The following is a 24814-nucleotide window of genomic DNA, read 5'->3' as shown; positions in this document are numbered from 1 at the left end:
TTCGTTATCGTTTTGTTCAGAACGAAACCAGTGATGGCGTCACTGTTTACTAACTAAACCTTACACCTAAACCTAGCCGCCAATCATAAGATCGATCGTTACGAATACCAACATGTCCATCGACATATAACCCAATGCCATTGTTAAACAACATGAAGCACTGTGCTTCAAAATTAATTGTAATAGCATTTTCAACGAGTTTAGGTTCAACCATCGCTTCTGTCTCTGCTGATATGGCAGAAGAACAGATAGCTAATAGTGAATTGGCGACGAAATGATATTTGATAACTATCCTTAGTTATCAAAATGTCTTTAAAAGAGCCTAAAAATAGGCCCCTTTGGCAGACGTAATAAATTACTTTACCGAGAGTAATATGGGTAATAGATGCCATCATGATCTATGGGCGGAAAGCCTCAATTGATGACACAAGTGTCCATTGAACCCCTTCGATTTCAGGCATCATCTGACCGACATCTTCACCTACTTCATCGGCAATCAGCTTATTTAATTTATCGTTCATCATGCTAATGATGCTGTCGTATTCACCACGATTAGTTGCTAAGTTATTTATTTCCTTAGGATCAGCTTGCAAGTCATACAATTCAACATCGTTATGGGCAAAAAGCTCATCGGTTGTGGTAGGAATGTGGTGCTCTAATGGTGAGTAATAACGGTTAAATTTATAACGACCATCGCAGATACTACGGATAGCGCCTCTTTTTTTCAGATTAGGCTTAAAGCCTTGTTTAGCCATCCCTGCCATTGTTCCTCCACTAAGAAGGAAGTTATCAATATCATTAATATAATCACTGTCGATAAAACCAAACATATTAAAGTTATACAACGCACCTTCGCGAAGTGCATTAAATTCCGCTTTTTCTGGATCATCCAATATTGTCGAGATATCTTTACCTGGCAGGTTGGTAATTGAAGTGGCATCACCACCTGCTAAACTAATTAAAGTTGTTGCGATATCAACATGAGAAGTCACTGCTCTACAACGTTTATTGCCTTCGTACGCTGGGTGGATAATCGTAAACGGTACATTGTTTTGTTCAGCGTAAGCCGTTGCACCTTTTCCGACTAATCCGTGTGCACCACCTAGTTCACCATGATCAGAGGTGTAGATAACAATGGTATTGTCATCAATGCCTAAGGCTTCAAGTTCATCAAGTAAATTAACAATATTACGATCTACGTCTTGTATACAATTGAAATAGTAGTTATTGAGTCTTTCCCAGCGATCATCTTCATTGGGTATTTTTCCAAGCATTACTGCATTGGAGTTTTTAAACTCAAGATGAGTTGATGGTCGTCCTTTTTCGTTGAAAGACTGTTTACGAGAGTCAGGTATTCTCACATTCCATTGTTGTTTATATAAGCCGTAGTCAGGGTCTTTATTGATATTGAACCAAGACTTTTCGCCTTGTATTTTTTCATCAGGGCGGTCCGTATTGTAAAACATAACATCATGAGGGTTAACGAAGTTTACTGCCAGAAACCATGGTTTACCTTCTTGTCGTAACTTCTCCCCTTTGCTGCGCATCCAGCTTCTGCTAGTAGAGGAAATCACATTATCATATAAGTAGCCACCTTCGGTGTGACCGATGATATCGCCAATTCCTCTATAATCTGAGAACCCATACTCTTCCATTTCAGCAGTCAATAGTCGCTCAGGGTCGTTCAAACTATTGATGGTTTCAAACTCTCCTGTTAGATGCCATTTGCCTTTATAAGCACTGTAATACCCCTGCCTACGCATGATATCGCCTAAGGTATCAATATCTCTCGACATACTATCAGACCAAGGGAAATCAGTATTATCAAACATACCATTATGTTGAATATGTTGGCCGGTATAGAGTACCGCGCGCGATGAGGTACACACGCAAGACGCTATTTGATGGTTTTCAAATGTAATGCCCTGCTCAGCTAATCGATCATGCCCAGGTAAACTGTAACCTTTAGGCAACTCAGATTTTTCTAAATAGCGCTCTTGGTCTGTTACAATCATTAAAATATTATAAGGACCTTGGTGTGTGGATTTATTACTTTTTGCCTTCTTTTTTACTGTATTAGTTGTGGCATTTTTCTGATCTGTAGCAGAGGCGAAATTACCGAGGCTTGATGTTGCGATTGCAGCAGTGGTTAAGCCTGCTGACTTTATAAAGTCACGGCGGGAGAATTTGTTTTTATCGTTCATAATGTTCTCTTTATTAAATTTCAAAAAGGAAGATTAGTGATAGCTTTTGGAAAAAGTGCAAATTTATTTGTAGCCAGAAAACATATTTCCTTGAATATTAATGCGATATAAATTAACTCAATGTTAGTACGTTGTTATTTTTTTTCTATCCGTTTTCCGACACAATTAGCACTAACTTTCAAAAATTAAATGCACAGGGCGACCACATGAGTGTTTGTTTTTTACCACACAGCATAATCCGGCATTGAACGCAGCACATTAAGCCTGATATGACGTAGGCAAGATAGATTTTCCGCTCCGTTATCTTTGTAGATTTGGTACTCATCTTCTTTCATTTTAACGTCCAGAACCCAGTGCATTGACTTAATGCCCCAGAACCTTGTTGGTAGGGTGGCGTAACTCGGAATTGTCCGTGCGACCTGAAGTCGTATGAAGCGTTGTTCACCACGAGAAGAGTGAACCATCTGTATCACCAGATGACCCTAGGATCCTGAATAAAGCAGCGGATCTGACAATGTGACGAAACTCAGCCGCTAGGCTGAGCGGGAACGGAACCGTGAGAGGACGTTCTTCCTGGTAACCACAAATCGGGTAAGTGCTAGGGAGTCAATATGATGAATCTAATGTGAATCCATGTAAGGTACGTTATACGATGAAGCAGCGGAAGTGGTTAATACGCTGTAGCCAAAAAGGCAACGAGAGTCGGAAAGAGGTTGGACGAATACTCTTTCGTGAACAATGTACTCTTCGCACCATAGTAGGCATCTACGTTGACATTTACGCGACATACGGAACAGGGTAAGCCTGTATATCTCCCTATGGGAAAGCAGTCTGTGAAGATTGCCGATAGGTATGCAGGTAAAGGAGGTTAGAGAAAGGGAATGCCGCTTTGTAATGAAGTGGATACAGGTTTATATCTGGTGCGAAAGCGAGCTGACTTCTAATTGGTCTCCCGTTGCGAGATAGTTTGAAGAACTTTATAAAAGAAGAAAAGTAAATGTTGATTTCGAATGAAATCAGTGTGTCTTCTGACAACGAATCGTGGTTACTTATTCACTAAGTGGCCATTGGGGCAGCTTTAAAGCTTTAAGTGTGTATCGCAAAGGTAATTAAAGTGAGGGAAGTAGATCGATGATCGGATTTCTGGTCTCACAGCTTCTAAGATTATTTAGTTACTGGGTGCTTAACGGTGCTTTTGTGGAGGCTTGAGCCGTATGCAGTGGAAGTTGCACGTACGGTTCTGAGGAGGGTGCACCTGGCAACAGGTGCCGTCTATCCCACAGAGGTGTGTTCACAGGGCGCGTAACACACCTTTGCCCCGAAATGTATATGGAATCCACGTATTTACAAAGCGACGAACCATAAAAGTTAAGATGCGGTCGTATATTCGGTTTCTGTTGGGGGAGCTACCCCCTAACCTTTGATGTTTGCGCACCTACTGACCTATTCAGTTAGGCAGTTTTTGAAAACATTACACTTCGGTCAGGTTCTCAGTAGGTTGGTCTTACCTATTATGCATCATCATTTTGTAAAATTTGGTACTGCGTTACACTTAAACTGTTGCTGGTATTGATTGATATTTTGTCTCATAGCGGAGCATTGCCCACGCGGTTCTAACCGTCTTATTTGCTAATGCAATACAGGCTCGTTTAAAGCCAATCCTCTTGACCAGTTCAATTAACCATGCCTGTTTCTGGGTAGTAGGAACTTCAGGAAGTCTAGCAAGGTAGGACATCGCACCTAAATAGAGTAATGAGCGTAGATCTTTTACTCCACCAGTTTTGTTAATCCCAAGCATTATAGTTTTACCACCAGAGCTATGTTGTTTTGGGGTTAAGCCAACGAACGCTGAGGCTTGCCGGCCATTTTTAAACTGATCGCCATTGCCTAATGTGACATACAGCATTGACGCTGTTGTTTCGGCTATCCCTTCTAACTCCATTAATCTACGACATGGTTCAATCTGTCGAGTAAGAGCGTTTTTGGTTTTTTCTAACTGCTTCAACTCTGATTTTAGATTGAGGTATTGTTGCCACATCATTGTAATCGTCGTAACCAATGGTGTTGGCATTTCGGACTGTCCATCAAGAACTGAGGTAACCGATTTTTTTAGACCGATTTCTCCTTTAGCATTAACAACACCATACTCAAGAATGGTCGCACGAATATGCTGGCCTATGGAAACCATAGAACGAGTTAATAACTGACGACTGGTTTCAAGAGAATGAAGTCCTTGCTGGTCAACTGTTTTGGGCTTACTGTACTTAAGACCAATTTGTAATGCGGCATTCGCTACAGCTAACGCATCATTCGCGTCAGTTTTGTGACCTTCAAGATAGCCTTTAACTTTCTTTGGGTTAATGATTCGTACATCGTGACTAAACTGTTCAGCGAAACGTCCCCAATAATGGCAGCTAGCACATCCTTCAACAGCCACAATAGAAGGTTTAGCCATTGCCAAAAACTCTTTAAGTTTTTGCCTGCTCATAGCTTTGTTACTCAGTAGTTCTCCATGGATACTGATATGACAAACTTGAAAGACATTTTTCGCTAGGTCTATACCGATCACGTTACTATTTAGCATGCTGGAAGCCTCATTATTGAAAACCTTGGCTAAAGTGTAGTTAGCCGCGGAGAGAGTGGATTCCATACATCAGTTACGCCTATAAATTTAAATAGAAATGTCCAAGTAATGTTGATTTATAAAAAGTAATGAGTGGAAAAATACAATGCCTCACCTTCGAACGTTATGCTCGAGCGATATATATATTTTCATTTTGGTGAGCTTGAACCTAGGTATGCCCGCTAGAAACTAGAAACTAGAAAAGATGGACTATGCGAGAGATCTACTCTCAGATTGATTAGATCAACAAGGCGATTCCAGATAGCACATCTAGAGAGTGTTACTTCCTAACTTTAGTGCAATTAGTCGGTTGGACTTTGGAGTTCGGAGCACAATATTCCGATATTTCATAATCGTTAGACTTATTTTTTACTTTATCCTCTATAGGTTCAATTATTACTGAATTAAAGATTATCATATATATTATCACGCTTATCATTGCTTTTTCTCTCGGTATCTATAGTGAAACTAGGTAGTTAATTTGTTCTTGTAGGTAGCCATTGTCATTGCCTTGCATGGCGGCTATTATTTCATGCTTATATAGTGCTAAGCTTGTAGAGCCTGCTCTAGAACCATTAGAGTAACTAATTGAAATAATACCACCAGTTACGGGAGTGGCTTTTAATGTACCTGTCAGGGAAGGGAGTAGTTGATTAATAAATATTTGAATGTTAGCTATGTTCATTTTATTGTACTCGAAGTATAATAAGCTTATTTTGGTTATTGTATTATTTATGTGTATATATCGAGTAATGCTTTAGCTGCATAACAGATATTACTTTCTGTTATAGTCGCATTTAGGTAGTAGTTATTTATACCATCAAGACATAATATCAAGGAAAATGACTAGTTACATCTGTATTTTAACTAATCCAAGTATTTTTAAATTAGAGATTTCGCTATTGTGGGATTGTCCAAAAATATTCTTAGATTTAGCAGCTTAAACGATCATGCAATTTGTATGATACGGATATGCATTTCACCTTATTTACGTTAGGTAAATTAACAGGTCTACTGATGAATCGATATTTCATTTATGCCTCTGAAAGGGGACAACACATCACGCCTTATGTTGTGATATAAGATGGATAAAAAATTCATTCAGAAATAAAGGCTACGAGTAAATTTTTTGTTTACCATTCGCACATAGCTTGACACGGGGATTCAAACATTTTGTTGAAGTAAAGAGCTCAACTGTAGGCTGTACATCCCTCTAGAGCGCTGCATTGTGATGGGATCATTATGTCTATTAGAGGCTTGATATTAGTCGCTACTACATTTAGTTAGAGCAGAGAATCTAGCTAGTGATATATCACCTGGTAATATCTTGCATGTTTCAATTTCATTATCTTGGTGTGGCACTACGGTATATAATTAGATGCATCGAATATAGGATGTTACGTTTTTAACACGAGAGTAAAGCACTATAGACTCAGCCTAGCTATGATGCCTAGCATAGTTTAAGGAGAATCTATGTACGCTTAACTTTATACTTGGAGATCGTATAAAAAGTAGCGGTGAATAATAACTTCTAATTAGAGGTTAACTCTGGATAATTACTTTGATTTTAGACAATACAAAACATCTTTCTAAGGGTAACTTTCATGAAATTAAACACACTCATTGGCATACTTTCTCTCTCATTTTTGCCTTGGACTGTAGCATCCGAGTTAAATAGTGATGAAATGTGTCAGGTATATATTACAGAACTCTTTCGAAATGTCTCTCAAGCAGAAGAAGTAGGAATGAAAGCTCTACGTCTCTCACTCAATAAAATGGCCGATGAACACCCTGAATATCTCGATATAGCTACTCAAATCGCTTTTGGTACGGCACTTGATGATGCTGGACACCTGCGTGTAGGGCAGCATATAAACTACGGTTGCACGCAAGATGAGGCGGTACTAGCAGATATTGTTTATAACGCATTATTAAAGGAATCAATTCGTCTAATAGAGGGATAAATAGACATTGGGCGATACAGAACTTAGCAATAGCTGAGAACATAATTGGTGATATGTTACTAGGTAATATCTTACATGCATCAATGTCATTTTTTGAGTGTGATACTGCGATATATAATTGAATACATCAAATAGAGGATGTTACGTTTTTAACACGGATAGTTAATTGAGATTATTTAATTATGTTAAAAGGCTCTTAAATGAAAAAAACTGTGTTAGCTCTTACTCTTGGATTTACTGTTACTTCCCTACCTGCAATATCAGCAGAGGTCAGCACTTATAGCGATTTTTTTAGTCCTGATGGTGTGATTGCAACCGCTGATACATATCCTACTCTTGAGTCTTCTCATCAGTTTTTGAAGAACCAAGAATTAGTAGGTGTAAATAAATTTCTTCATAAGCGCCATCTAACCCCAACAGATAAGCAACCTGTCGTGCGTATGAATCGTGATACCTACTACTCGTTTGCTGTAATTGATGTATCAAAAGGTGCAACAATTACCATGCCTGAGATTGAAGAGGGCAAATATATGTCGATTCAAGGTGTGACGGAAGATCATCGTATTCAGACTATGCATTATGGTGCTGGCACTTTCTCTTTGAGTACTCACACAGGATCTCACCTGTATGTTGTTGTGCGTTTAGATGCAACTTATACAGAGGCCGAAGTTCGTGCAATCCAAGATAAAATGACCATTCAAGCGAACTCAAATGACGAGTTTGTTGCAGAGCAAGTTAACAAAGCGTCATTTGATAAAGTTGAAATGGGTCTTAAAGCTCAAATGCCACAATTATTCAAGAAAGAAGGGGCATCTGCTATCTCTGGTATGTTTACCGATCCAAATGATAAATCCAAAGAATTGTATACCGACGAGAAATACACAGTAGGTGCGGCTATTGGTTGGGGTGGTGCGCAACTTGAAGACAACATTTATGAAGTTTCGGGTAATTTCCCTGCTGATAAGTGTCATCAAGCAACGTTTGAAGATCCAAAAAACCAAGCATTTTGGTCTATTACCGTTTATGACAAAGCCGGGTTTATGTTTGACGATGTTGCAAATTTAAGTTCAAACACAGCAACTAAAAATGCTGATGGCACATATACGATTAGTTTTGGCTGTGGCCCCGATGCTATCAACAATATTAAAACTAAGAATGATTCAGGTGTATTTAACTTAGGAATTAGACATTATATTCCAAGTCAAAAAGTGAAAGACGGCTTCCGTATTCTTCCAACGGTTCAATCCTTGTAGTACATATCAAGTACACCAATTACTTACTTGTGGGATGCTTATTTTAGTATCCCACTTTCATTCATAGTGATTCGAATTAACTTGAGTTTACTTCTATATTATTGAAATAACGTCCTCCTAAATATTCTATACAATTGGTAGTTCAAATAACAAAAGAGAATGGATATGAAGCTGAATCAATTTTCACAATTTAAGCAAAATACCAGTAGATTTCATGAAATCATCATCATTCTAAGTAAATATGGTTTAGCCAATTGGGTAAAAGAAAAAGATCCTGAATTTTTAAATGGGTTATTTACTACTTCAGACGGGAAAAACTTTGCGGGATTGCCTTTCCCTATCCGTTTACGCATGGCGTTCACAGAGCTTGGTACATCATTTATAAAATTAGGTCAGATGCTAAGTACTCGAACTGATATTATCGGCCCAGACATAGCTAAAGAACTTGCTCTCTTGCAATCTGATGTTCCTAGTGATTCAAAGGAAGTTGTCACCTTTACGATTGAAAATGAATTTTCCACATCGATGGATAATCTATTTAAAGAATTTGATTTTACTCCTATTGGTTCGGCGTCTATTGGACAAGTCCACCAAGCGACACTTTTAACGGGACAGGCAGTTGTCGTAAAAGTTCAGCACGCTAATATTGAAGATAAAATTCGAGCTGACATAGATATTCTAGAATTGCTTGCCAAACTTGCCGAAAAATACGATCCCGAACTACGACTCTACCAACCACAGAGTCTGGTGCGTGACTTTTGTAATCATCTCCTAAAAGAATTGGATTATTCAAAAGAGTTGAGCAACATGGAATTGATTCGACATCAATTCAAGAATACTTCATGCATTCACATCCCAGAGGCTTATAGCGAGTTGTCTGGTAAACGCGTATTAACTATGGAGCGATTAACTGGTTTTAGTATTGGCGACAAAACTAGAATGAATCAAGACCATATTGACGGAAAATCACTCGCAGATATTGGGGTTAATATGTATCTGGATATGGTGTTTAAGCATCGAGTCTTTCATGCCGACCCACATCCTGGAAACTTATGGGTGATGCCTGATAATAAATTTGGCTTATTGGATTTTGGTATGGTCGGCCGACTTGATGAGGAGTTACAAGAAGCAATTGAAAATATGCTGCTTGCCGCAATTCAACAAGATTCAAGTGAAGTAACCTACCAAATCACACGCGTATGTTCCTTACCTAAAGACTTCGTACAACAACAATTACAAAATGATGTGGGCGATTTCATTTTTGAATATTTTTCACGCTCTCTAGAATCAGTAAGTGTGACCGATATGCTCAATAGATTTACAGAAATCATTCGAATTCACCATATTATGATGCCAACGGGTATCTCATTACTAATACGAGTGCTTATTCTTCTAGAGGGCTCTTCTCATTTATTAGACCGCAATTTTAGTATCAATAGCGCGATTGAACCTTACGCAAACAAAATGCGATTACGTCGCATGCATCCAAGTAGATTCACTAGAAAGTTAAGTAAGTCCCTTACCGCGTGGGAACGGTTGCTTGCATCACTACCCATTGATTTAGAAACCTTAATTGAGCAAATTCGTAGTGGTCAATTTGACGTTAATTTAAAGCATAGAAACTTAGATGCAGTAGTCAACAGGCTTGTTTACGGTGTATTGACCAGTGCATTGTTATTGGGAGGAAGTATGCTGTTAAGCACCCAAGTACCGCCGCTTATTCACGGCGTATCAGTAATCGGAGGTGCATTACTTTCGCTATCAGGAGTGCTCGGACTAAGGTTGCTAAAAGCCGTTAATCTGTCAGGAAACTTAATTGATGATAGAAGTAAGAGATGAATCTCTGTGAATTTCACCAGTATAGATTCGACGTATAGCTACAATTATAGCTATGCATTCTCGTTATACCTGATATAGGAAAGATTCATTAGAGTAATAAGCTTCGATAATGTTACGGTATAAATAGATGGAGGTAATGACAATACGGATATTCGAGTGAAATTTATTTTTTAATAGAGAATGAATATGTCAAGCAATAGTGGTTTTACATTAATCGAATTAGTAACCGTGATCGTTATCTTGGGTATTTTAGCTATAACGGCTGCTCCTAGATTTGTTAATTTTTCTAGTGACGCACGTATTTCAGTTATGGAGAGTCTTAAAGGTTCTGTCATTTCAGCAACTGATATGGTTCATGCGCAAGCTGTAATCGATGGTGAAGATGGAAAGGAAGGTACAGTTACTATTGGCAATACTCCAATCGATCTAACTTACGGTTACCCAACCAATGATTCAATATATCTAGCGCTTGATACTTCTGACGATGTCTTAATATTTGAAACAAGTGATACTGCCTCTTATTGGTATCACTCAGATGCCCCTAGTTCGCAAAGATGCAGGGTAACTTATAATGCAAATGCCGTTAATAGTCCTGATAAACGACCAGTAATTACAATAGTAACTGAACCCTCAACAAATCTTGATGGGTGCTAAGAAACTGTAACCAAAAATCCTGTATTACGATTTTTGGTTGCACTCGTTTAGTTAGTCGAACTTCGAACATAATAATTAAACGATTTGAAGCTTATTTGGAATAGCAGATTGGCATCACACATCTTGTGCTCCATACGGATGAATGCTAGTAGCTACAGTATCCCTTGTATTGCAAGTTACGAGTGTGCTTTATCAATGGATCTTCAATACCAAGAATATTCCAAATATACTGCATAATGTTATTCATTCTGCGCATACCCAATATGACGGGTTATCATTTTACTGCATATTTCATCAGTTATAGAATGCCTTCACAGATAACTGAGGGCATCACTTTGAACTTTCTTCGTACTCTTTTAATTCTTCCGTTTATTTCAATATCAGTCTTTTCGGCTGAAAAGCCAGTAGACATGGCTGACCCTACTGCTGTCTATTCGAGTGTGGGAGGGCATTTTTATACTGATGGTGATTTTGACTTGTCAGCAGGCTTTGCCTGGGGAAAAAACATGTTGGCAGTAGAGTCCAAACAAGGATTTGATGCTCTAAATGTGCGTTATGCTCATATGAACTTGTGGAATGGCGTTGGTGTGTACGCAGAATCTACAGTTCAACTGGAAGAAGATTTAGGAACCACTGCAAGTATCGGTGCGGTTTCCACTTGGAATGTTGGAAAAGTTTGGACAATGTATCCCATACTTACAATCGGAGGTATGGAGTTAACAGAAGATAATTGGATTACCACTGGTACTGTAGGTGTGTATAACCGCTTCAAACTTGGTCATGGTTTTTCTTTGGGTCTAGACCCTTTCTACACATTTGGTGAGTCCGATTTCCATTCAACCTATGTCGATACGTTTGTAAGCTATCAGTACAAAAATCATCAAATACGTGTTGGCTACAATGATTCAGAGGGAGAATTCTCTGACTTTGATGGTGAAGGGTATATTGAATACAAAATGGCATTTTAAGTATAGCTGTGTAGATTCTCGATTATGGAAATCTACAAACCTTGAATGCACGGACATGTAATAGTTTAAAAACAAACATTAGCACGAAGATATTACCTGTAAGCATACCTGAAATAGAAACGAATAATTTTTCAAATAAAATCACCCTTATATAATTAACGCATTAAGGAAATGTTTGAACGGACTCCTCATTCATTTGAGATATATTATGAAAAAATTAACATTGGCATTCGCGATCACTATAAGCCTTGCTTCTAGTACAATTATTGCTTCAGATATGGAAACTCAGCACTTCATTCCAGTTACAGAGTCAAATTTTGCTCATGCAGAAACCGCTCGTATGTATAGAAACTGGATGGCAGGTGGTGCGAACGAACAGTTTGCTATCTTGAAAGACTTACCACCTCGTGGTGATAAGGCTCCAACAGTTCAGATGAATGACGATACTTTATACGGCGTTGCGATTCTTAAAGCTGTTGACGGTAAAGTGACATTTCAAATTCCTAAGACTGACAATTACCTCTCCGTACAAGTAATTACTGAGAATGGTCACGGCGAGCATTTAATTGTCGAAGATGGTGTGCATACTGTATCGGTAACAGATACAAATACAGCATTTTTGATTTATCGTTCGGGTTTAGAAAATGGTATCGATGAGTCTCGAAAAGCATTGTATGCAGTTGATACGTCGGTATTTAACTTTGCAACAGATTATAAACTGCCTAAGTACGACTTTGATGAAGTTGATCAAGAAGTATGGAAGCGTAAACGTGTCGTTGACGGTATTGTGGAAGAGACAGGAAAATTCACTTATACATTCCCCCGCACCCCAAGTGAAGTAACAGATTTACGACAATGGAACCTGGAAAATGCAGCGGGTTGGGGAGGTGCTTCACCTATCGCCAACGAAGGCAATAAATATGTAAACTCGCCATTCATTAGTTCCGAAAAATGTGTAACGACAACATTCACTGATCCAAAGAACACATTCTTTACTTCAGTAACAGCGTATGATTCAGAAAAATATCTAATCGAAGGTGCCGTTGCTCCTATTTCCTATACATGGGACAAAAATGAAGATGGTACAGTCACCATCTCGTTTAACTGTGGTGCAGATGCCATCAATAATGTAGATACTTCAGCATATGATGGTGACTTTACTATTACCACTCGACATTACGGTGCAACTCAGGAAGTGATTGACTCTGAATATGACTTAATCATTAAAGAGTTAGAAGAAGAAGGTGATTTTTTTACAAATCTATTCAATTAACTTTCCAGTCTCGCTTAGCACGGCCGCATATACCGGCAGTGCTAGGTGTAGTTGCACAGTGTATTTAGCAAATAGAATAGAGGTTTTGCTATAGCCCAAATTATCCGTTAAACATTAATTTAGCAATCTATATAACCCAGCTTTGCCCCATTGTGTGTTGTACTGATAACAGAAGCCCATTACAAATCCTAATAAGAAAGCACATCTTGATGGAGTAATAGCCGCGCACCATGCTTACTTGAACTTCAAATTTAACTAAACATCCAATGATAGATTTGAACATTGTCGTTTTTGTTCAATCATAACGAGTTCGTATCCCATAAGATTTATGACATCCGAAAGCGAGACACTTCTTAGAGAATGATGAAAGGCTTTCCTGCTTATCAAACAAATTAGGTAAAGAGCGATGTTAGAAATCAAACCAATCGAAAATCTGTTAGAAATCAGCACACTAAAGCAAGCATACTTTGCACAGTCTACGTCACCACTTGATGGTATGTGGCACTTTGGATTTGTTCCCATGTCTACACACTTTGGTTTTTATGAACAAGAAAACCTGGTGGGTTATTGCTGTGTCAATGGCGAAGGCTACCTGTTGCAATTCTACCTGAGTGGTGATGCTAAAACCGATGCAAAAGAGCTTTTCACGCTTATCGCAGAACAGAATAGTTCCGTCATTGGCGCTGTAAATGGCGCATTTGTTAGCACAGCAGAGCCAATTTATTTGTCTCTTAGCCTTGATAATTCATCAGCAGTGACGGTTAACGCGTTAATGTACAAGCAAGCGAAGACGAGCAAGAATGGCTATAAAAAAGAGCTAGAACTAAAGCTAGCAGAGCCAGCGCAACTGGATCAGTTTGTAGAGTTTGCAGCAACGGCTATCGGTGCACCAGAGCAATGGCTTAGCGGCTATTTTTGCAACCTGATCGGCCGTAAAGAGCTATTTGGTTACTGGGACGAGGGCGAACTTCTTGCAACGGGTGAGTGTCGTCTGTTTGATGAATACCAAACGGAATATGCAGACTTAGGCATGATTGTCGCTCAATCACAACGGGGAAAAGGCATTGCCACTCAAGTGCTTAATTGGTTAGTTAACTCAGCCAACCAAAGAGGCTTAACGCCAATCTGTTCCACCGAAAATAGCAACATTGGGGCACAAAAAGCCATTAAACGTGCGGGTTTATCTTCTTCAAACCGTATCGTTCAGGTTGAATTTAACAAAAAATAACTCGTTATCCCTCTTACTTATTTTCAGTTGCCGCTGACAGGTAAGGGGGATTTTTGTTTGCGGCCATATAGCTTATAGTATTCTGAATCAATAAAACTAACGGAACGGGTTATGATCCATTGGCTACAGTTACCAAACTTATCTAGTGTTGCCCAATATGTTGAATGCTATTGGCTGATTGAAAAGCGCCCAGATTCTGAATCTTATCAATTTCCAAAGCTCAACCCTGATCCTTCTGCACATTTAATAATTTCACCTCAAAGCCAAGTTTATGCTTATAACCTTAATCCCGGCATGGTAAATGGAAAAGGCAGCCATTGGCTCTATCCTCACCGACAAACATTTGAATTAGATCACTCTAAGCCCTTTGTGCATCTTGGAATCAAGTTCCATGTTGGTGCTCTTTACTGCTTACCTGATTTTTCTGACAACCCGTTGGCCTTAGATGAAGTAGAGTCAGCAAAAGGCTCAAAATTGTTCAAGCAATTAAGCATAGATGAAAGCAGGCTGATTGAAGCGGCTCGAAATAACCCAAAACTGTGTGTTGAGCAGTTAGATACGATGCTGTCACCTTGGTTGGAACAATGCACCGAAGATCAGCACAGCAACACCACTCGTAGTGTGATTAAATATCTAGACAAGAGTGCGATATCAGAGTTGGGTGAAAAACTGTATTGCTCACAAAGAACCCTAGAAAGAAGTTTTCAACGCACCACAGGGCTTACACTTAAACAGTGCCAATCAATGAATCGTTTAGAGGCAATGTTAGAGTATCTATATCAACGTGGATCGAACGAACTGGATTGGGTAGAGGTTGCCTTTCAATTTGGCTTTAGTGATCAGCCTCATTTGATCCGATACCTAAAAAAACAACTTGGCTTTACTCCGAAAGCTTATGAGAAAGAGCGAGAGTTAACAATTGATATCTACGGTGGTGTCAGTTCAAATTTAGAGTAACGTTGTCGGAAATATTCAATCTTTATCGATGAGCTAACTCTATGATAAGCACATCATTAAAGATAAGAGCAAAGCCGATGAACAACCAAAATCCAACACTTCAACAACTTGGGTGGAAACCATTTTTTCAGCAACAGCTTAGCCTAGAAGATCTAACGGATTACCGGGTTGGTCGAGTGATTGAGCAGCACCGTGATCGCGTTGTTGTGATGTCTGAACAAGGCCAACAAAGCCTAACGTTTACCGTCAATGATGATAGAGTGTGTGTTGGGGATTGGTTGTTATTTGATGAACAATTTAGGGTTCATCAAAACTTAGAGCGACAATCTCTGTTTGAGCGTAAAGCACCGGGTTCCAAGGTTGAAACCCAGTTAATCGCCTCAAACATTGATACTGTCATGATTGTTTCATCATTGAATCACGACTTCAGTTTAAGCCGCATTGAGCGATACCTAATACTCGCTCGCGAAGCTATGGTAGAGCCAGTGATTCTCTTGACCAAGGCAGATCTTTGTGAAGATGCGGATGATAAGCTAGCACAAGTTCAACAACTCGACACCTTACTTGAAGTACACACTCTTAATGCATTAGATGAGCAGGATATTCAATCCATTGAACCTCATTGTCGTAACGGCCAGACGATTGCGTTTATAGGCTCTTCAGGGGTGGGTAAATCGACTCTTGTGAACAGCCTACTGGGTTTTGAGTCGATGCTAACGGGTGGAATACGCGAAGAGGACAGTAAAGGTCGTCATACTACTACTCACCGAGCTTTAAAAGTCATGCCAAATGGCGGCCTTTTAATGGATACGCCTGGAATGAGAGAGTTACAGCTGGGCAGCAGCGAGCAAGGGGTCAGTGAGACTTTTTCTGAAATTACCGAACTTGCTCAGAAGTGTCGCTTCTCTGATTGTTCTCATGGAAATGAGCCAGGGTGTGCGGTTCAGCGGGCATTAAAAGCAAGTGAAATAACCGAAAGACGTTTAAATAGCTATCAAAAGTTATTGAAAGAACAAGCGGTTAACGGTGCGACCTTGGCAGAAAAACGTTCTAAAGATAAGGCTCTAGGAAAGCTAATCAACAGCACCCAAAGTGCTTCGAAAAAGTTCAAGAAAGGCTATTAATTTGCATTTAAATAGCGTCCTAAACTTTGATGGTTTTAGGACGCTAGAAATTTAGAACATCACAGAGAGCATTTGTTATAGGGACTCTAATCAGTGACGTTTCATATAACAAAAAGTCTAAGAAGAATTTGTCCAGATCCTTGCTGGTAGGGTGGCGTAACACGAAAATGCCCCGAAATGAGCTACGGATAGAGTTTTTGCTTGGCGTCACTTGCTAGTTTTGAGTTACAAAAAGTATTGACTGGCATAAAGCAAGACCTGACCCCACTGTCGTTGTATTTATTGAGCCAATGTGAGTGTCGAATTTCATTGGCTCATAAACTTTTGTTCTACATGCTAATGTAAACTTGTTTCATTGCTTGTACGAGTCTTATTACATCGGACTTAGAATGGAATAAGTGCGTTGAAATTCTTAATGCATGTGATTGCTCAGTATCTGATTGATATAGTCTGAAGCTAGTCGTTCGTATTGTAAATCCAAATTCATCACGTAACCGATCTCTCAATATAGTTAACAGTTCGATATCATCAAGATTAAATGGATTGATAGTTGTGATACCACTTAATAGGTCTTTGTCATTTGGAGCGAAATAATAAGCATCAGGAAATGCTTCTTTAAGTTGCTCTTTACATAAACTAGAAAGTTCTAGGACTCGGTCTTCTATTTTTTGTCGCCCAATTTCACCCCACAAGAAGCAACTGTCGGTCAGTGCTTGTTTAGCAGGTATATTGTCATTACCTATTCCTTGCAACTGCGACTGTATAGTGGCTGTTGTTGAATTGGCAGATGATGAGTTTACGGGCCAAAACACATGTTCTCTATCGCTCCAATACTCTTTAAGGCGCGACGCATTATCCCTGACATAAAGGATACCTGATGCACCAGGACCACATTGCCATTTATGCCCTGAACCTGCGTAAAAGTCGCAATCAATGTCTTTGAAGTTGAGGTTCATCATGCCAATGGTATGCGCGCCATCTATTAACGTAGGCACATTATGCTTTTTCGCAAGGTCACAAAGCTCTTTCGCAGGTAGTGTCACACCGCTGACATAAGGAATATGGGAGAAAACCATCAGCCTAACGTTACTATGACTTTGCAGAGCTTTTCTGAATGCTTTGATAATATCGTTGGCTTTGAGTTTATTTTTGCCGGTGTATACAGGCATATCTACTTCGACTAATTCAGCGCCACATCGTTCTACTGCAACGTGTAATGGAGACAAACCGCCATTGTGCTCATGGTGAGTCGTGAGGATAACATCACCATGTTTAAAGTTAAGTCCGCTAATAATACTGCACATACCATCCGTGGTATTGCGGCTAAGTACTATCTCATCTTCTTCGGCACCAAATCCCGAAGCGATACTCTTTGCCATATTATTTACTGTTGATAGCCCGCCATTTCCCCAAGGCGTTGTAGCTACTAGTTTATTATTTTGAGAGTACTCTTTTAGTACTGAACGTGGCATAGAACCCGTGGTGCCAATGTTCATATAGACGCTGTCTTTTTCAAGAACGAACATTTTTCTGATTTCTTTCCAGTAATCTTCACCAGAATACCATTGGTCTAGATCTGCATAGTTTTCTAGGTATGCATCAGCGACTACACTCTTCGACACAAATAAACTACTTGCTACTGTGGCAGCAGAAAAACCAATGCCTTTTTTTATAAAGCTGCGTCTATTTGTAGATTCAATGCTTTTATCTTTCATATCTCAAACTCCTTTTTATATATCTATATGTATATTTATATTCAAAAACAAATAGATCAATAGGAATAATTCATCTTGATTTTTTCATTACAAAATGTAAATGGTTTGATTTAAAATGGTGCACGGTATAACCATCGAAATTGTGAATTAATTACAAGATACTTCAATTAGCATTACGTTAATTACTAATTTTCATTTAAAGGATATTTATCTTCACCAGTATGGTGATGTGAATGTTAAATTTTTGTTTTATTATGCACCAAAATAAAATTTACGCACTAGTTTAGTGAGAAGAAAAAGTCTATGAAGATAAATAATAACTGTGCTAACAATAAATTAAATTCTTAAGGAGCATTAAAAATGAAAAAGCTAAAGAGTCTAATTGTTACAACTGTATTGTCATTATCTAGCCTCAATGTATTGGCTAGCAGTGTAGTACTTCACTCTGATCAGGCGCCTGCAGCGATTGGTCCATATGTGCAGGGCATTGATTTAGGTGGGGTGGTGATTACGTCGGGACAAATCCCTGTAAATCCAGCGACAGGTGAAGTCTCTGATGATATCAAAGAGCAAACAAAGCAGTCTTTAGAGAATGTTCGAGCTGTTATTGAGCAGGCGGGGCTAACACCTGAACACATCGTTAAGATGACTGTGTTTGTTAAAGACCTTAATGATTTCGCTAAGGTGAATGAGGTCTATGGCGAGTTTTTTGACAGCCACAACGTAAAAAACTATCCGACTCGCTCTACAGTCGAAGTTGCAAGACTACCTAGAGATGTAGGAATTGAAATAGAAGCGATAGCAATTAAAAAGTAGATTAAAAGTGCGAGTCTCAGTAAGCGCTTCTAATGACAGAGACTCGTTTCTTCTATCTTACAGCTGAACCAGCGCAACCCCTTTCCCGCTCGACACTTAAAGTGCAGTATCGCTGACGTAAAGGTTTTCAATTTAAAAGAAACTAAAGGGGAGGAGCCCCTAGTTTGTTCCACCTAATTGCACCATATACTTATCTATGAATAGGGAAATATCCCTAGCTCGCCATATTGTAGTGGCTCACCAAAACTGGCCACAAAGATAGAGTTTCTCCATTCATTTACTCATGCAAACAGGATTGGTGGTGTTTTCTCTCGTAACTCAGAAATGTCCAATAACGAGCTAACTATCCTGGTTAGCTCATGTGATCACCGAACGATTCTGTCGCACCTTCGGTGTTAGTATGGACTATTTTGCTCATACAAATCGCTTCTGGCAATCGCAAGAATTAAGCTGAACCTTACACCAACCGATCCAATGCGGTAGACGTTACTATTTTACCCAGATTGTCTAAGTCAGACAGCTGCTGACGAACCTGATTGAGTCGTTCCATAGAGCGGGTCTGTACAAACAGGAGAACATCAGTAGAACCGCTAAGGGCATGTGCCTGACGTATCTCTGGAATGGCTTGCAATTTCTGTGTAACAGTAGCGGATTCAAAGGGGTGAAAGGTGAGCTCAAAATAGGCACAGATCGACTCTTCCTGAGATTCATTATCAAGTTCTACGGTATATCGCCGTATTATTCCTCTCTCTTCGAGTTTACGAATGCGTTCATTTACCGCTGTACGGGATAAACCAATAATGTTTCCAATGGCGGCAACGGACTGGCGAGAATTTTCGGTCAGTAGATTAATAATGGCTTGGTCAAACTTATCCATGGTACTTTCAGGCAGTTATTTACAAATTGAACGAGTAAAATAGCATTATTATGCTCATACAGATAGTTTCACTAAAATTCCGTCTTTTTGACGGTGGTTTAGGTGGATCTGTCAGCATTCAGGTCAAGTTGATTAGCGTAAGCTCTTTCTTGAGGACAAACAAGAGGTTTTGTCCGTTTTAGATTGAAGGAGCGTTATCATGACACAACCAACCGATCCAGTTTTTTATCATCAAGGTGAGTTGCATATGGAATCCTGTCAGATTCGTGCACTCGCAGAAAAGATGACAACACCGTTTTTTTGCTATTCTGAAGCACGATTGTTGGACAATGTACGTCGCTGTAAAGATGCTTTTGAGTCGCGGGGGATTCGGATTCACTACGCAATGAAGGCAAATAGTACTCTGCATGTTCTGCGTTTGTTAGCTGAGCAGGGGCTAGGTGTAGATCTGGTGTCCGGAGGTGAGATGCAACGGGCTTTAGCCGCAGGTTTTGTCGGTCAACATATGATCTTGTCGGGTGTAGGAAAAACGATTACAGAACTCAATGCCGCCATTGAAACAGGTGTGAGCCAATTTAACGTGGAATCTGCTGAGGAGCTAGCGCTGCTGACGGAGTTGGCAGAGCAGAAAAATGTTCAGGTAAGTGTAGCATTACGGGTGAACCCCGATGTAAAAGTTAATACCCACAAAAACATCACCACGGGCCAAAAAGGCAATAAGTTTGGTATCGATATGGAGCAAGTGGCAGAACTGACTCAGTTGTACGCAGGTAATAGCCATTTGATCATCGAAGGTTTGGCGATACATATAGGCTCTCAAATTTGTGATACCGAGCCTTATCGTATTGCAGTTGGTAAAATGATGAATTTGGTTGAACAGTTGGAACAAGAAGGAGTTGAAATTACTCGCCTCGATCTCGGCGGTGGCTTTGGCATCGACTACGGTCAAGGTACTGTTTTGGACTTTGAGACCATCGCCGAAGTGATATCTATAGAAACCCAGTATTTTAAGGGGACAGTAATTGTTGAACCAGGGCGTTCGCTGGTAGCTGATACTGGAGTACTCGTATCGCGTATTAACTATGTGAAAAAGGCTGATCCCAGAACGTTTGTCATTCTAGATGCGGGTATGAATGATCTGATGCGTCCTGCATTGTATCAGGCGGTTCACCCGCTCGTGACTGTAGCTGAACCTAAAGTAGGCTCTACTCAGGAATATGATATCGTGGGCCCTATTTGCGAAAGTACAGATACTTTTGTGCGTGATTATCCATTAAGTGATGAATTACGAACGGGTGATTTAGTTGTATTCCTATACACAGGTGCCTACTGTTCGGTGATGAACTCATCCTATAACAGCCGCTCTATTATTCCCGAAATAATGGTGAATGGCAGTAAAGCCAAAATGATTCGTAGGCCGATTACTCAGGAGAAACTGATGGCATTTGAACAAAATGTACAGGAGTTATGCTTAGTTTAGAATGTGATTTTAAGAATCTGGGATTGCGTTAAGTCATTACCTTCATCTCTGTCTTTTTTGGGATGTGGAATGTTGATTAATAGCTTTTCTATATTTATTCTCTTGATTCCTTAGTCTGTTTTGGTAGAACCCTGTGAAGGTTCTACCTAATTGTGAGTTGAACGAGAATGTTAGCTAACTCGTTTGTGTCCAGAAACTTCTCAGCACGATAGTCGCTAACAAGGTTTGCCCTATAGTTTGCCAGAGCAGGGTTGCAGATAGTTTCAATCCCAGAAATTTAATTTACTTTTCTTGATACATAGAACTTTAACGATTTGACCAGATTTGCTTATCGACTACAGTCGTGCTTTGCTCACAACTCAATGCAGCGTTATATGCCTTAATCGAGGAAAATGAATATATGCAAGTATCACTGGAAATTATGGATAGAGAAGCATTCACTGAGTATCTCAAAATTGCTATTCAATCCTATGCCAAGGTTAATGTTGATTCTGGTCGCTGGGACGAATCAGAATCATTAGAGAGATCTGAGAAAGCACATGAAACACTTTTACCTGATGGTGAAAGAACGAAAAACAATTACTTGTTTACTATTACTGAAAATAATAGCCAGAATCGAGTCGGTCATACTTGGGTGAAAATTGAGGATAATATTCATACAAAGTCTGCTTTCATATATGACATAGAGATATATGAAGCTCATCGTAGAAATGGTTATGCTAAATCTGCACTTGGATGTATTGAAAAAATAGTTACCGAGTTAGGGGCAAGTAGTTTAGGGCTTCATGTCTTCAATCAAAATGCAGCTGCTATAGCTCTCTACCGCAGTATTGGCTATCAGACAATAAGCCACAACATGCAAAAGACGATCAGAGCAATTGACACATAACGAGCCTAAGCAAGAGTTCGAATTCTGTCACGCTTGATAGGAGCGTCACTTTTACAATACCTCAGCTAACCCGTTAAGTACTAATTGAGTGTATGCTGCAACTCATTTTTTATCCAAATTTGAGTTGGCGGGTTCATCGCTAATTCATTCTTGCTCAATTATGTTTTACGCTGACTTTTCTGAGCAATATCGGACTTAGTGTCTGACAGACTTTTCTTTATGGCAAAAACTCTAGCTATGTGGCCAAACCTGTTAATCCACTACAGTGGAGGTTAAATACTCTTCCAATAGTTGAATACTGTCATTGACTGCCTGGGTGATCTCTTCGTTGCTGATATTATCCCAATGAATGCCACAACTTATCACACATGTTTTGGCGTATTTAGGAACAATGTATTGAATGAGTTGCTCTGTTAAAAACGCTTCTTTATGCTCAGGCACTACTAGAGTTTGAAACTGTATCTTTTCTTGATATGCAAAGCCTAATGTTACAGCTCCGATATGTCCTTTTTCTCCGCCATACAGAGTAATACTTAAATCATCACCAGCCTGACATACTGATAGTGTGATTTGAGTGTTTCTAATTGATGTTAAGTTAAGTTCCATATCTCTTATGATACCAAGGTTATGACAGTGTAATAGTCTATTAGTGTCTGTGCTTAATGGTTGATATAACGACTAATTCTTTGCGATTGGTGGACTTACCATCATATTTTCAATGACTTCATCATTTAATTTAAAAATATCTGGGTAGGCACTATGGCTAGTCAATTCTTCTGATTCAGTATTTCGCCATGTGTAAAGACAGTGGTTGCACTTTGTAATGAACCAAGCGTTATCTTTTGGGGCGTCGACTAGTTTTTCGGTATTGTTGTTGTTGCATCGTGGACAGTTCATATTATTGATCCTTAATCATTTGTTGTAGTTTAGTTAGCCATTCATCACTACCGTCTGGCAAGGTAACTAAATTGGTATCTTCTAATAGCCTTGCGGGTGCAACAGGCGTTGTAGCGTCGATGATCATTTTTGAAGACATGCCGCTTGGATTTGAGGTTGGATCAAGCGCAACACCCGGCATATTGTTCAATATTTGCACATCGTTTGTGGGATCAACGCGAACTGTCATAGCCCACATCACTTGGTTAAGATCGAATGGGTCAACGTATTCATCAACCACAATAACAATTTTAGTAAATGGCATACCGTGAGGGGTTGAGAACACTCGGTTTGCCACTGCTTTTGCAAAACCACCAAAGCGACTTTTCACTGAAATAATCATGCCAATACCGTGTGTGTACATAGCATTGACCGCTTGTACTTCAGGAAATTCCTCTTTCAACTGTTGGTAAACAGGAACACTGGTATTTAGCGCGATAAGATGATCGATTTCTGTCCAAGGCATACCCACATACAAGTTTTCAAAAATCGGATTATTGCGATGAGTCACGGTATGAATTTTCACCGTGGGTTGCTTCCTCGCACCAGAGTAGGAGCCTGGGAACTCACCGAATGGGCCTTCGACTACGCGCTTATTAGGATAAATTTTGCCTTCTAATACAATTTCAGTGCCAGCAGGAAGATCTAAGTTCGATGTTTCTGCTTTGATTAGTTCATAGGGTTTTTGTTGAATAGCGCCAGCCATTTTATATTCTGATTGGTCATAGCCTAAAGGTGTACTGGCCATCAGTGTAATAACGGGCTCATTACCAATGGTGATAGCAATGTCGAGCGGTTCGTTGTTGCGTTCAGCTTTAGAAAAATGAATGCCAATATCATGAAATGCAGACGGCTGAATACTGAGTTCGTCCTTTCCGGTGACTTGTAGACGATAAATGCCAACATTTTGCTTGTCATTGTCATCTGGAAATTCAGGGTCACGACTAATAATAGATGCTTTCGAAATGTAAAATCCCGCATCCCCTTTGTTCACTCTAAATAATGAAAGAAGCTCAAACAGATTAATATCTTCGTTAATAATGTTTTCTTTGCATGGTGCTTGGTCAACATACACAGGCTCCACTGGGTAGTTTAACCAACGGCTGTTCATTTCATGGAACTGTTTCTTTAAGGAGGTGTTTTTGTCCATATCAAGCATTAATGCATGATTTTCCCAAGAGCCATGTACATTCATCGCTACACGATTGTGATAACCAGCAATATCATTGAATAGTAGTGCTGGTGATGATGTCAGCTTATTTACTGCTGCAGCGGCTGCACTAATATCAGGTTCAGGCATTACTTTTTCATTAATTTTTAAAAGTTGATTATTGTCTTCAAGTACCGATAGAAACTGGCGTAGGTCGTTATATGGCATGATTAGTCCTCTGTTTTCCAACGTTTTGCGGATGGATGGTTCAAGTTAATTTGGTCTAGAATCCTGACGGCATTGTGAGTCAAAATATCATCAATTGATTTTGGTCTATTGTAGAAAGCTGGCATTGGAGGACAGATGCTGACGCCTAATTTAGATAGGTACAACATATTGTCTAAATGAATAGAATTGAGTGGGGTTTCTCGTACTGCTAGTATCAGTTTCCTCTGTTCTTTTAGCATAACGTCAGCTGTACGGCTGATTAAGTTGTCTGCAAAACCGCAACGTATAGCTGCGAGAGTCTTCATGCTGCAAGGAACAACAATCATGGCATCCGCATTAAATGAACCACTTGAAACGGCGGCAGCTTGATTAGATAGTGAATAGTTCACCGTAGCTAATGCCTTGAAGTCATTAACGCTGTAGTCAGTCTCAAGCTCTATTGTCGTTTTAGCCCATTTCGAAATAATGACGTGAGTCTCAACGTCTAAATCATTGAGCAATTGCAATACTTTTAATGCTAAGGGGGCGCCTGTAGCGCCTGTTATTCCTACTACAACTCTCATATATACCTCACAGAATAAATCTAAATAGTTAAAACAGTTTTTCTGTCTTTCGATGAGGAGAAAATTATCAGTT

At 39.5% G+C, this 24814-nt stretch carries 21 protein-coding genes and 1 pseudogene; 12 read left to right on the top strand and 10 right to left on the bottom strand.

Annotation, left to right across the window (positions count from 1 at the left end; translation table 11 throughout):
- Window positions 1–398: 398 nt before the first annotated feature.
- The 4 genes and pseudogenes from OCU48_RS16425 to OCU48_RS16410 form a co-directional block, all read right to left on the bottom strand.
- Entirely contained in the window at window positions 399–2204 is a 1806-nt protein-coding gene (locus OCU48_RS16425) for a sulfatase-like hydrolase/transferase (protein ID WP_141345177.1), read from the bottom strand.
- A 239-nt stretch (window positions 2205–2443) separates the two neighbouring features.
- Window positions 2444–2581, bottom strand: a pseudogene (locus tag OCU48_RS16420) (ISAs1 family transposase); the annotation flags it as partial.
- A gap of 1175 nt (window positions 2582–3756) precedes the next feature.
- Window positions 3757–4788 carry an IS110 family RNA-guided transposase gene (locus OCU48_RS16415; protein WP_141347421.1) on the bottom strand — a complete coding sequence of 344 codons (1032 nt, stop codon included), beginning with the start codon at window positions 4786–4788 and terminating at the stop codon, window positions 3757–3759.
- Window positions 4789–5284: 496 nt separating this feature from the next.
- Window positions 5285–5512, bottom strand: coding sequence for a hypothetical protein (locus tag OCU48_RS16410; protein WP_141346739.1), 228 nt, complete (start codon window positions 5510–5512; stop codon window positions 5285–5287).
- A gap of 919 nt (window positions 5513–6431) precedes the next feature.
- Here OCU48_RS16410 and OCU48_RS16405 point away from each other — a divergent pair.
- The 9 genes from OCU48_RS16405 (at window position 6432) to rsgA (ending at window position 16087) form a co-directional block, all read left to right on the top strand.
- Window positions 6432–6791, top strand: coding sequence for a hypothetical protein (locus OCU48_RS16405; RefSeq protein WP_141346738.1), 360 nt, complete (start codon window positions 6432–6434; stop codon window positions 6789–6791).
- A gap of 200 nt (window positions 6792–6991) precedes the next feature.
- Window positions 6992–8044, top strand: coding sequence for a DUF1254 domain-containing protein (locus tag OCU48_RS16400; protein WP_141346737.1), 1053 nt, complete (start codon window positions 6992–6994; stop codon window positions 8042–8044).
- 165 nt (window positions 8045–8209) lie between these two features.
- Window positions 8210–9883 (top strand): ABC1 kinase family protein, encoded by a 1674-nt coding sequence (locus tag OCU48_RS16395; RefSeq protein WP_167496223.1) that lies wholly within the window; start codon window positions 8210–8212, stop codon window positions 9881–9883.
- Between the two features lie 186 nt (window positions 9884–10069).
- Window positions 10070–10537, top strand: coding sequence for a type II secretion system protein (locus OCU48_RS16390; RefSeq protein WP_141346735.1), 468 nt, complete (start codon window positions 10070–10072; stop codon window positions 10535–10537).
- Between the two features lie 305 nt (window positions 10538–10842).
- Window positions 10843–11505: a hypothetical protein gene (locus tag OCU48_RS16385; RefSeq protein ID WP_244312365.1), complete on the top strand. Its 663-nt coding sequence runs from the start codon at window positions 10843–10845 to the stop codon at window positions 11503–11505.
- A 208-nt stretch (window positions 11506–11713) separates the two neighbouring features.
- Window positions 11714–12778, top strand: a complete 1065-nt coding sequence (locus OCU48_RS16380) for a DUF1254 domain-containing protein (protein WP_141346734.1) — start codon at window positions 11714–11716, stop codon at window positions 12776–12778.
- A gap of 406 nt (window positions 12779–13184) precedes the next feature.
- Window positions 13185–14006, top strand: coding sequence for a GNAT family N-acetyltransferase (locus tag OCU48_RS16375; RefSeq protein WP_141346733.1), 822 nt, complete (start codon window positions 13185–13187; stop codon window positions 14004–14006).
- A 111-nt stretch (window positions 14007–14117) separates the two neighbouring features.
- Window positions 14118–14963 (top strand): helix-turn-helix domain-containing protein, encoded by an 846-nt coding sequence (locus OCU48_RS16370; RefSeq protein ID WP_141346732.1) that lies wholly within the window; start codon window positions 14118–14120, stop codon window positions 14961–14963.
- 77 nt (window positions 14964–15040) lie between these two features.
- Entirely contained in the window at window positions 15041–16087 is a 1047-nt protein-coding gene (gene rsgA, locus OCU48_RS16365; protein WP_141346731.1) for a ribosome small subunit-dependent GTPase A, read from the top strand.
- 329 nt (window positions 16088–16416) lie between these two features.
- Here the strand turns inward: rsgA and OCU48_RS16360 are convergent, their stop codons facing one another.
- Entirely contained in the window at window positions 16417–17802 is a 1386-nt protein-coding gene (locus OCU48_RS16360) for an aminotransferase class V-fold PLP-dependent enzyme (RefSeq protein ID WP_141346730.1), read from the bottom strand.
- A 360-nt stretch (window positions 17803–18162) separates the two neighbouring features.
- On the opposite strand from OCU48_RS16360, the gene OCU48_RS16355 reads away from it, so the two are divergent.
- Window positions 18163–18618 carry a RidA family protein gene (locus OCU48_RS16355; RefSeq protein ID WP_141272638.1) on the top strand — a complete coding sequence of 152 codons (456 nt, stop codon included), beginning with the start codon at window positions 18163–18165 and terminating at the stop codon, window positions 18616–18618.
- Between the two features lie 457 nt (window positions 18619–19075).
- Here OCU48_RS16355 and OCU48_RS16350 read toward each other — a convergent pair whose 3' ends face one another.
- Window positions 19076–19495: an Lrp/AsnC family transcriptional regulator gene (locus tag OCU48_RS16350; protein ID WP_141346729.1), complete on the bottom strand. Its 420-nt coding sequence runs from the start codon at window positions 19493–19495 to the stop codon at window positions 19076–19078.
- 199 nt (window positions 19496–19694) lie between these two features.
- Between OCU48_RS16350 and lysA the strand changes: the two genes are divergently transcribed.
- Together lysA and OCU48_RS16340 are read left to right on the top strand one after the other, a co-directional pair.
- Window positions 19695–20975: a diaminopimelate decarboxylase gene (gene lysA / locus OCU48_RS16345; RefSeq protein ID WP_141346728.1), complete on the top strand. Its 1281-nt coding sequence runs from the start codon at window positions 19695–19697 to the stop codon at window positions 20973–20975.
- A 400-nt stretch (window positions 20976–21375) separates the two neighbouring features.
- Complete coding sequence (locus OCU48_RS16340) at window positions 21376–21864, top strand: GNAT family N-acetyltransferase (RefSeq protein WP_141346727.1); 489 nt, start codon at window positions 21376–21378, stop codon at window positions 21862–21864.
- 252 nt (window positions 21865–22116) lie between these two features.
- Here OCU48_RS16340 and lpdD read toward each other — a convergent pair whose 3' ends face one another.
- The 4 genes from lpdD to OCU48_RS16320 form a co-directional block, all read right to left on the bottom strand.
- A complete protein-coding gene (gene lpdD / locus OCU48_RS16335; RefSeq protein WP_141346726.1) occupies window positions 22117–22470 on the bottom strand; it encodes a prenylated flavin chaperone LpdD in 354 nt (117 codons plus the stop codon).
- A gap of 72 nt (window positions 22471–22542) precedes the next feature.
- Entirely contained in the window at window positions 22543–22761 is a 219-nt protein-coding gene (locus tag OCU48_RS16330; protein WP_141346725.1) for a non-oxidative hydroxyarylic acid decarboxylases subunit D, read from the bottom strand.
- Between the two features lies 1 nt (window position 22762).
- On the bottom strand, window positions 22763–24178 hold the full coding sequence (locus OCU48_RS16325; RefSeq protein ID WP_141346724.1) for a non-oxidative hydroxyarylic acid decarboxylases subunit C: 1416 nt from the start codon (window positions 24176–24178) through the stop codon (window positions 22763–22765).
- A gap of 2 nt (window positions 24179–24180) precedes the next feature.
- Window positions 24181–24741, bottom strand: coding sequence for a UbiX family flavin prenyltransferase (locus OCU48_RS16320; RefSeq protein ID WP_141346723.1), 561 nt, complete (start codon window positions 24739–24741; stop codon window positions 24181–24183).
- Between the last annotated feature and the right edge of the window lie 73 nt (window positions 24742–24814).

The organism is Vibrio inusitatus (assembly GCA_024346935.1).
Classification (GTDB): Bacteria; Pseudomonadota; Gammaproteobacteria; order Enterobacterales; family Vibrionaceae; genus Vibrio; species Vibrio inusitatus.
Note: the sequence above shows the minus strand (reverse complement) of the source record. Positions and strands in the feature narration are given on the sequence as shown.

Excerpts from the sequence above, each read along its gene's own strand:
- OCU48_RS16425 (WP_141345177.1), bottom strand. The coding sequence starts at position 2,204 with ATGAACGATAAAAACAAATTCTCCCGCCGTGACTTTATAAAGTCAGCA.
- OCU48_RS16415 (WP_141347421.1), bottom strand. The coding sequence starts at position 4,788 with ATGCTAAATAGTAACGTGATCGGTATAGACCTAGCGAAAAATGTCTTT.
- OCU48_RS16410 (WP_141346739.1), bottom strand. The coding sequence starts at position 5,512 with ATGAACATAGCTAACATTCAAATATTTATTAATCAACTACTCCCTTCC.
- OCU48_RS16405 (WP_141346738.1), top strand. The coding sequence starts at position 6,432 with ATGAAATTAAACACACTCATTGGCATACTTTCTCTCTCATTTTTGCCT.
- OCU48_RS16400 (WP_141346737.1), top strand. The coding sequence starts at position 6,992 with ATGAAAAAAACTGTGTTAGCTCTTACTCTTGGATTTACTGTTACTTCC.
- OCU48_RS16395 (WP_167496223.1), top strand. The coding sequence starts at position 8,210 with ATGAAGCTGAATCAATTTTCACAATTTAAGCAAAATACCAGTAGATTT.
- OCU48_RS16390 (WP_141346735.1), top strand. The coding sequence starts at position 10,070 with ATGTCAAGCAATAGTGGTTTTACATTAATCGAATTAGTAACCGTGATC.
- OCU48_RS16385 (WP_244312365.1), top strand. The coding sequence starts at position 10,843 with ATGCCTTCACAGATAACTGAGGGCATCACTTTGAACTTTCTTCGTACT.
- OCU48_RS16380 (WP_141346734.1), top strand. The coding sequence starts at position 11,714 with ATGAAAAAATTAACATTGGCATTCGCGATCACTATAAGCCTTGCTTCT.
- OCU48_RS16375 (WP_141346733.1), top strand. The coding sequence starts at position 13,185 with ATGTTAGAAATCAAACCAATCGAAAATCTGTTAGAAATCAGCACACTA.
- OCU48_RS16370 (WP_141346732.1), top strand. The coding sequence starts at position 14,118 with ATGATCCATTGGCTACAGTTACCAAACTTATCTAGTGTTGCCCAATAT.
- rsgA (WP_141346731.1), top strand. The coding sequence starts at position 15,041 with ATGAACAACCAAAATCCAACACTTCAACAACTTGGGTGGAAACCATTT.
- OCU48_RS16360 (WP_141346730.1), bottom strand. The coding sequence starts at position 17,802 with ATGAAAGATAAAAGCATTGAATCTACAAATAGACGCAGCTTTATAAAA.
- OCU48_RS16355 (WP_141272638.1), top strand. The coding sequence starts at position 18,163 with ATGAAAAAGCTAAAGAGTCTAATTGTTACAACTGTATTGTCATTATCT.
- OCU48_RS16350 (WP_141346729.1), bottom strand. The coding sequence starts at position 19,495 with ATGGATAAGTTTGACCAAGCCATTATTAATCTACTGACCGAAAATTCT.
- lysA (WP_141346728.1), top strand. The coding sequence starts at position 19,695 with ATGACACAACCAACCGATCCAGTTTTTTATCATCAAGGTGAGTTGCAT.
- OCU48_RS16340 (WP_141346727.1), top strand. The coding sequence starts at position 21,376 with ATGCAAGTATCACTGGAAATTATGGATAGAGAAGCATTCACTGAGTAT.
- lpdD (WP_141346726.1), bottom strand. The coding sequence starts at position 22,470 with ATGGAACTTAACTTAACATCAATTAGAAACACTCAAATCACACTATCA.
- OCU48_RS16330 (WP_141346725.1), bottom strand. The coding sequence starts at position 22,761 with ATGAACTGTCCACGATGCAACAACAACAATACCGAAAAACTAGTCGAC.
- OCU48_RS16325 (WP_141346724.1), bottom strand. The coding sequence starts at position 24,178 with ATGCCATATAACGACCTACGCCAGTTTCTATCGGTACTTGAAGACAAT.
- OCU48_RS16320 (WP_141346723.1), bottom strand. The coding sequence starts at position 24,741 with ATGAGAGTTGTAGTAGGAATAACAGGCGCTACAGGCGCCCCCTTAGCA.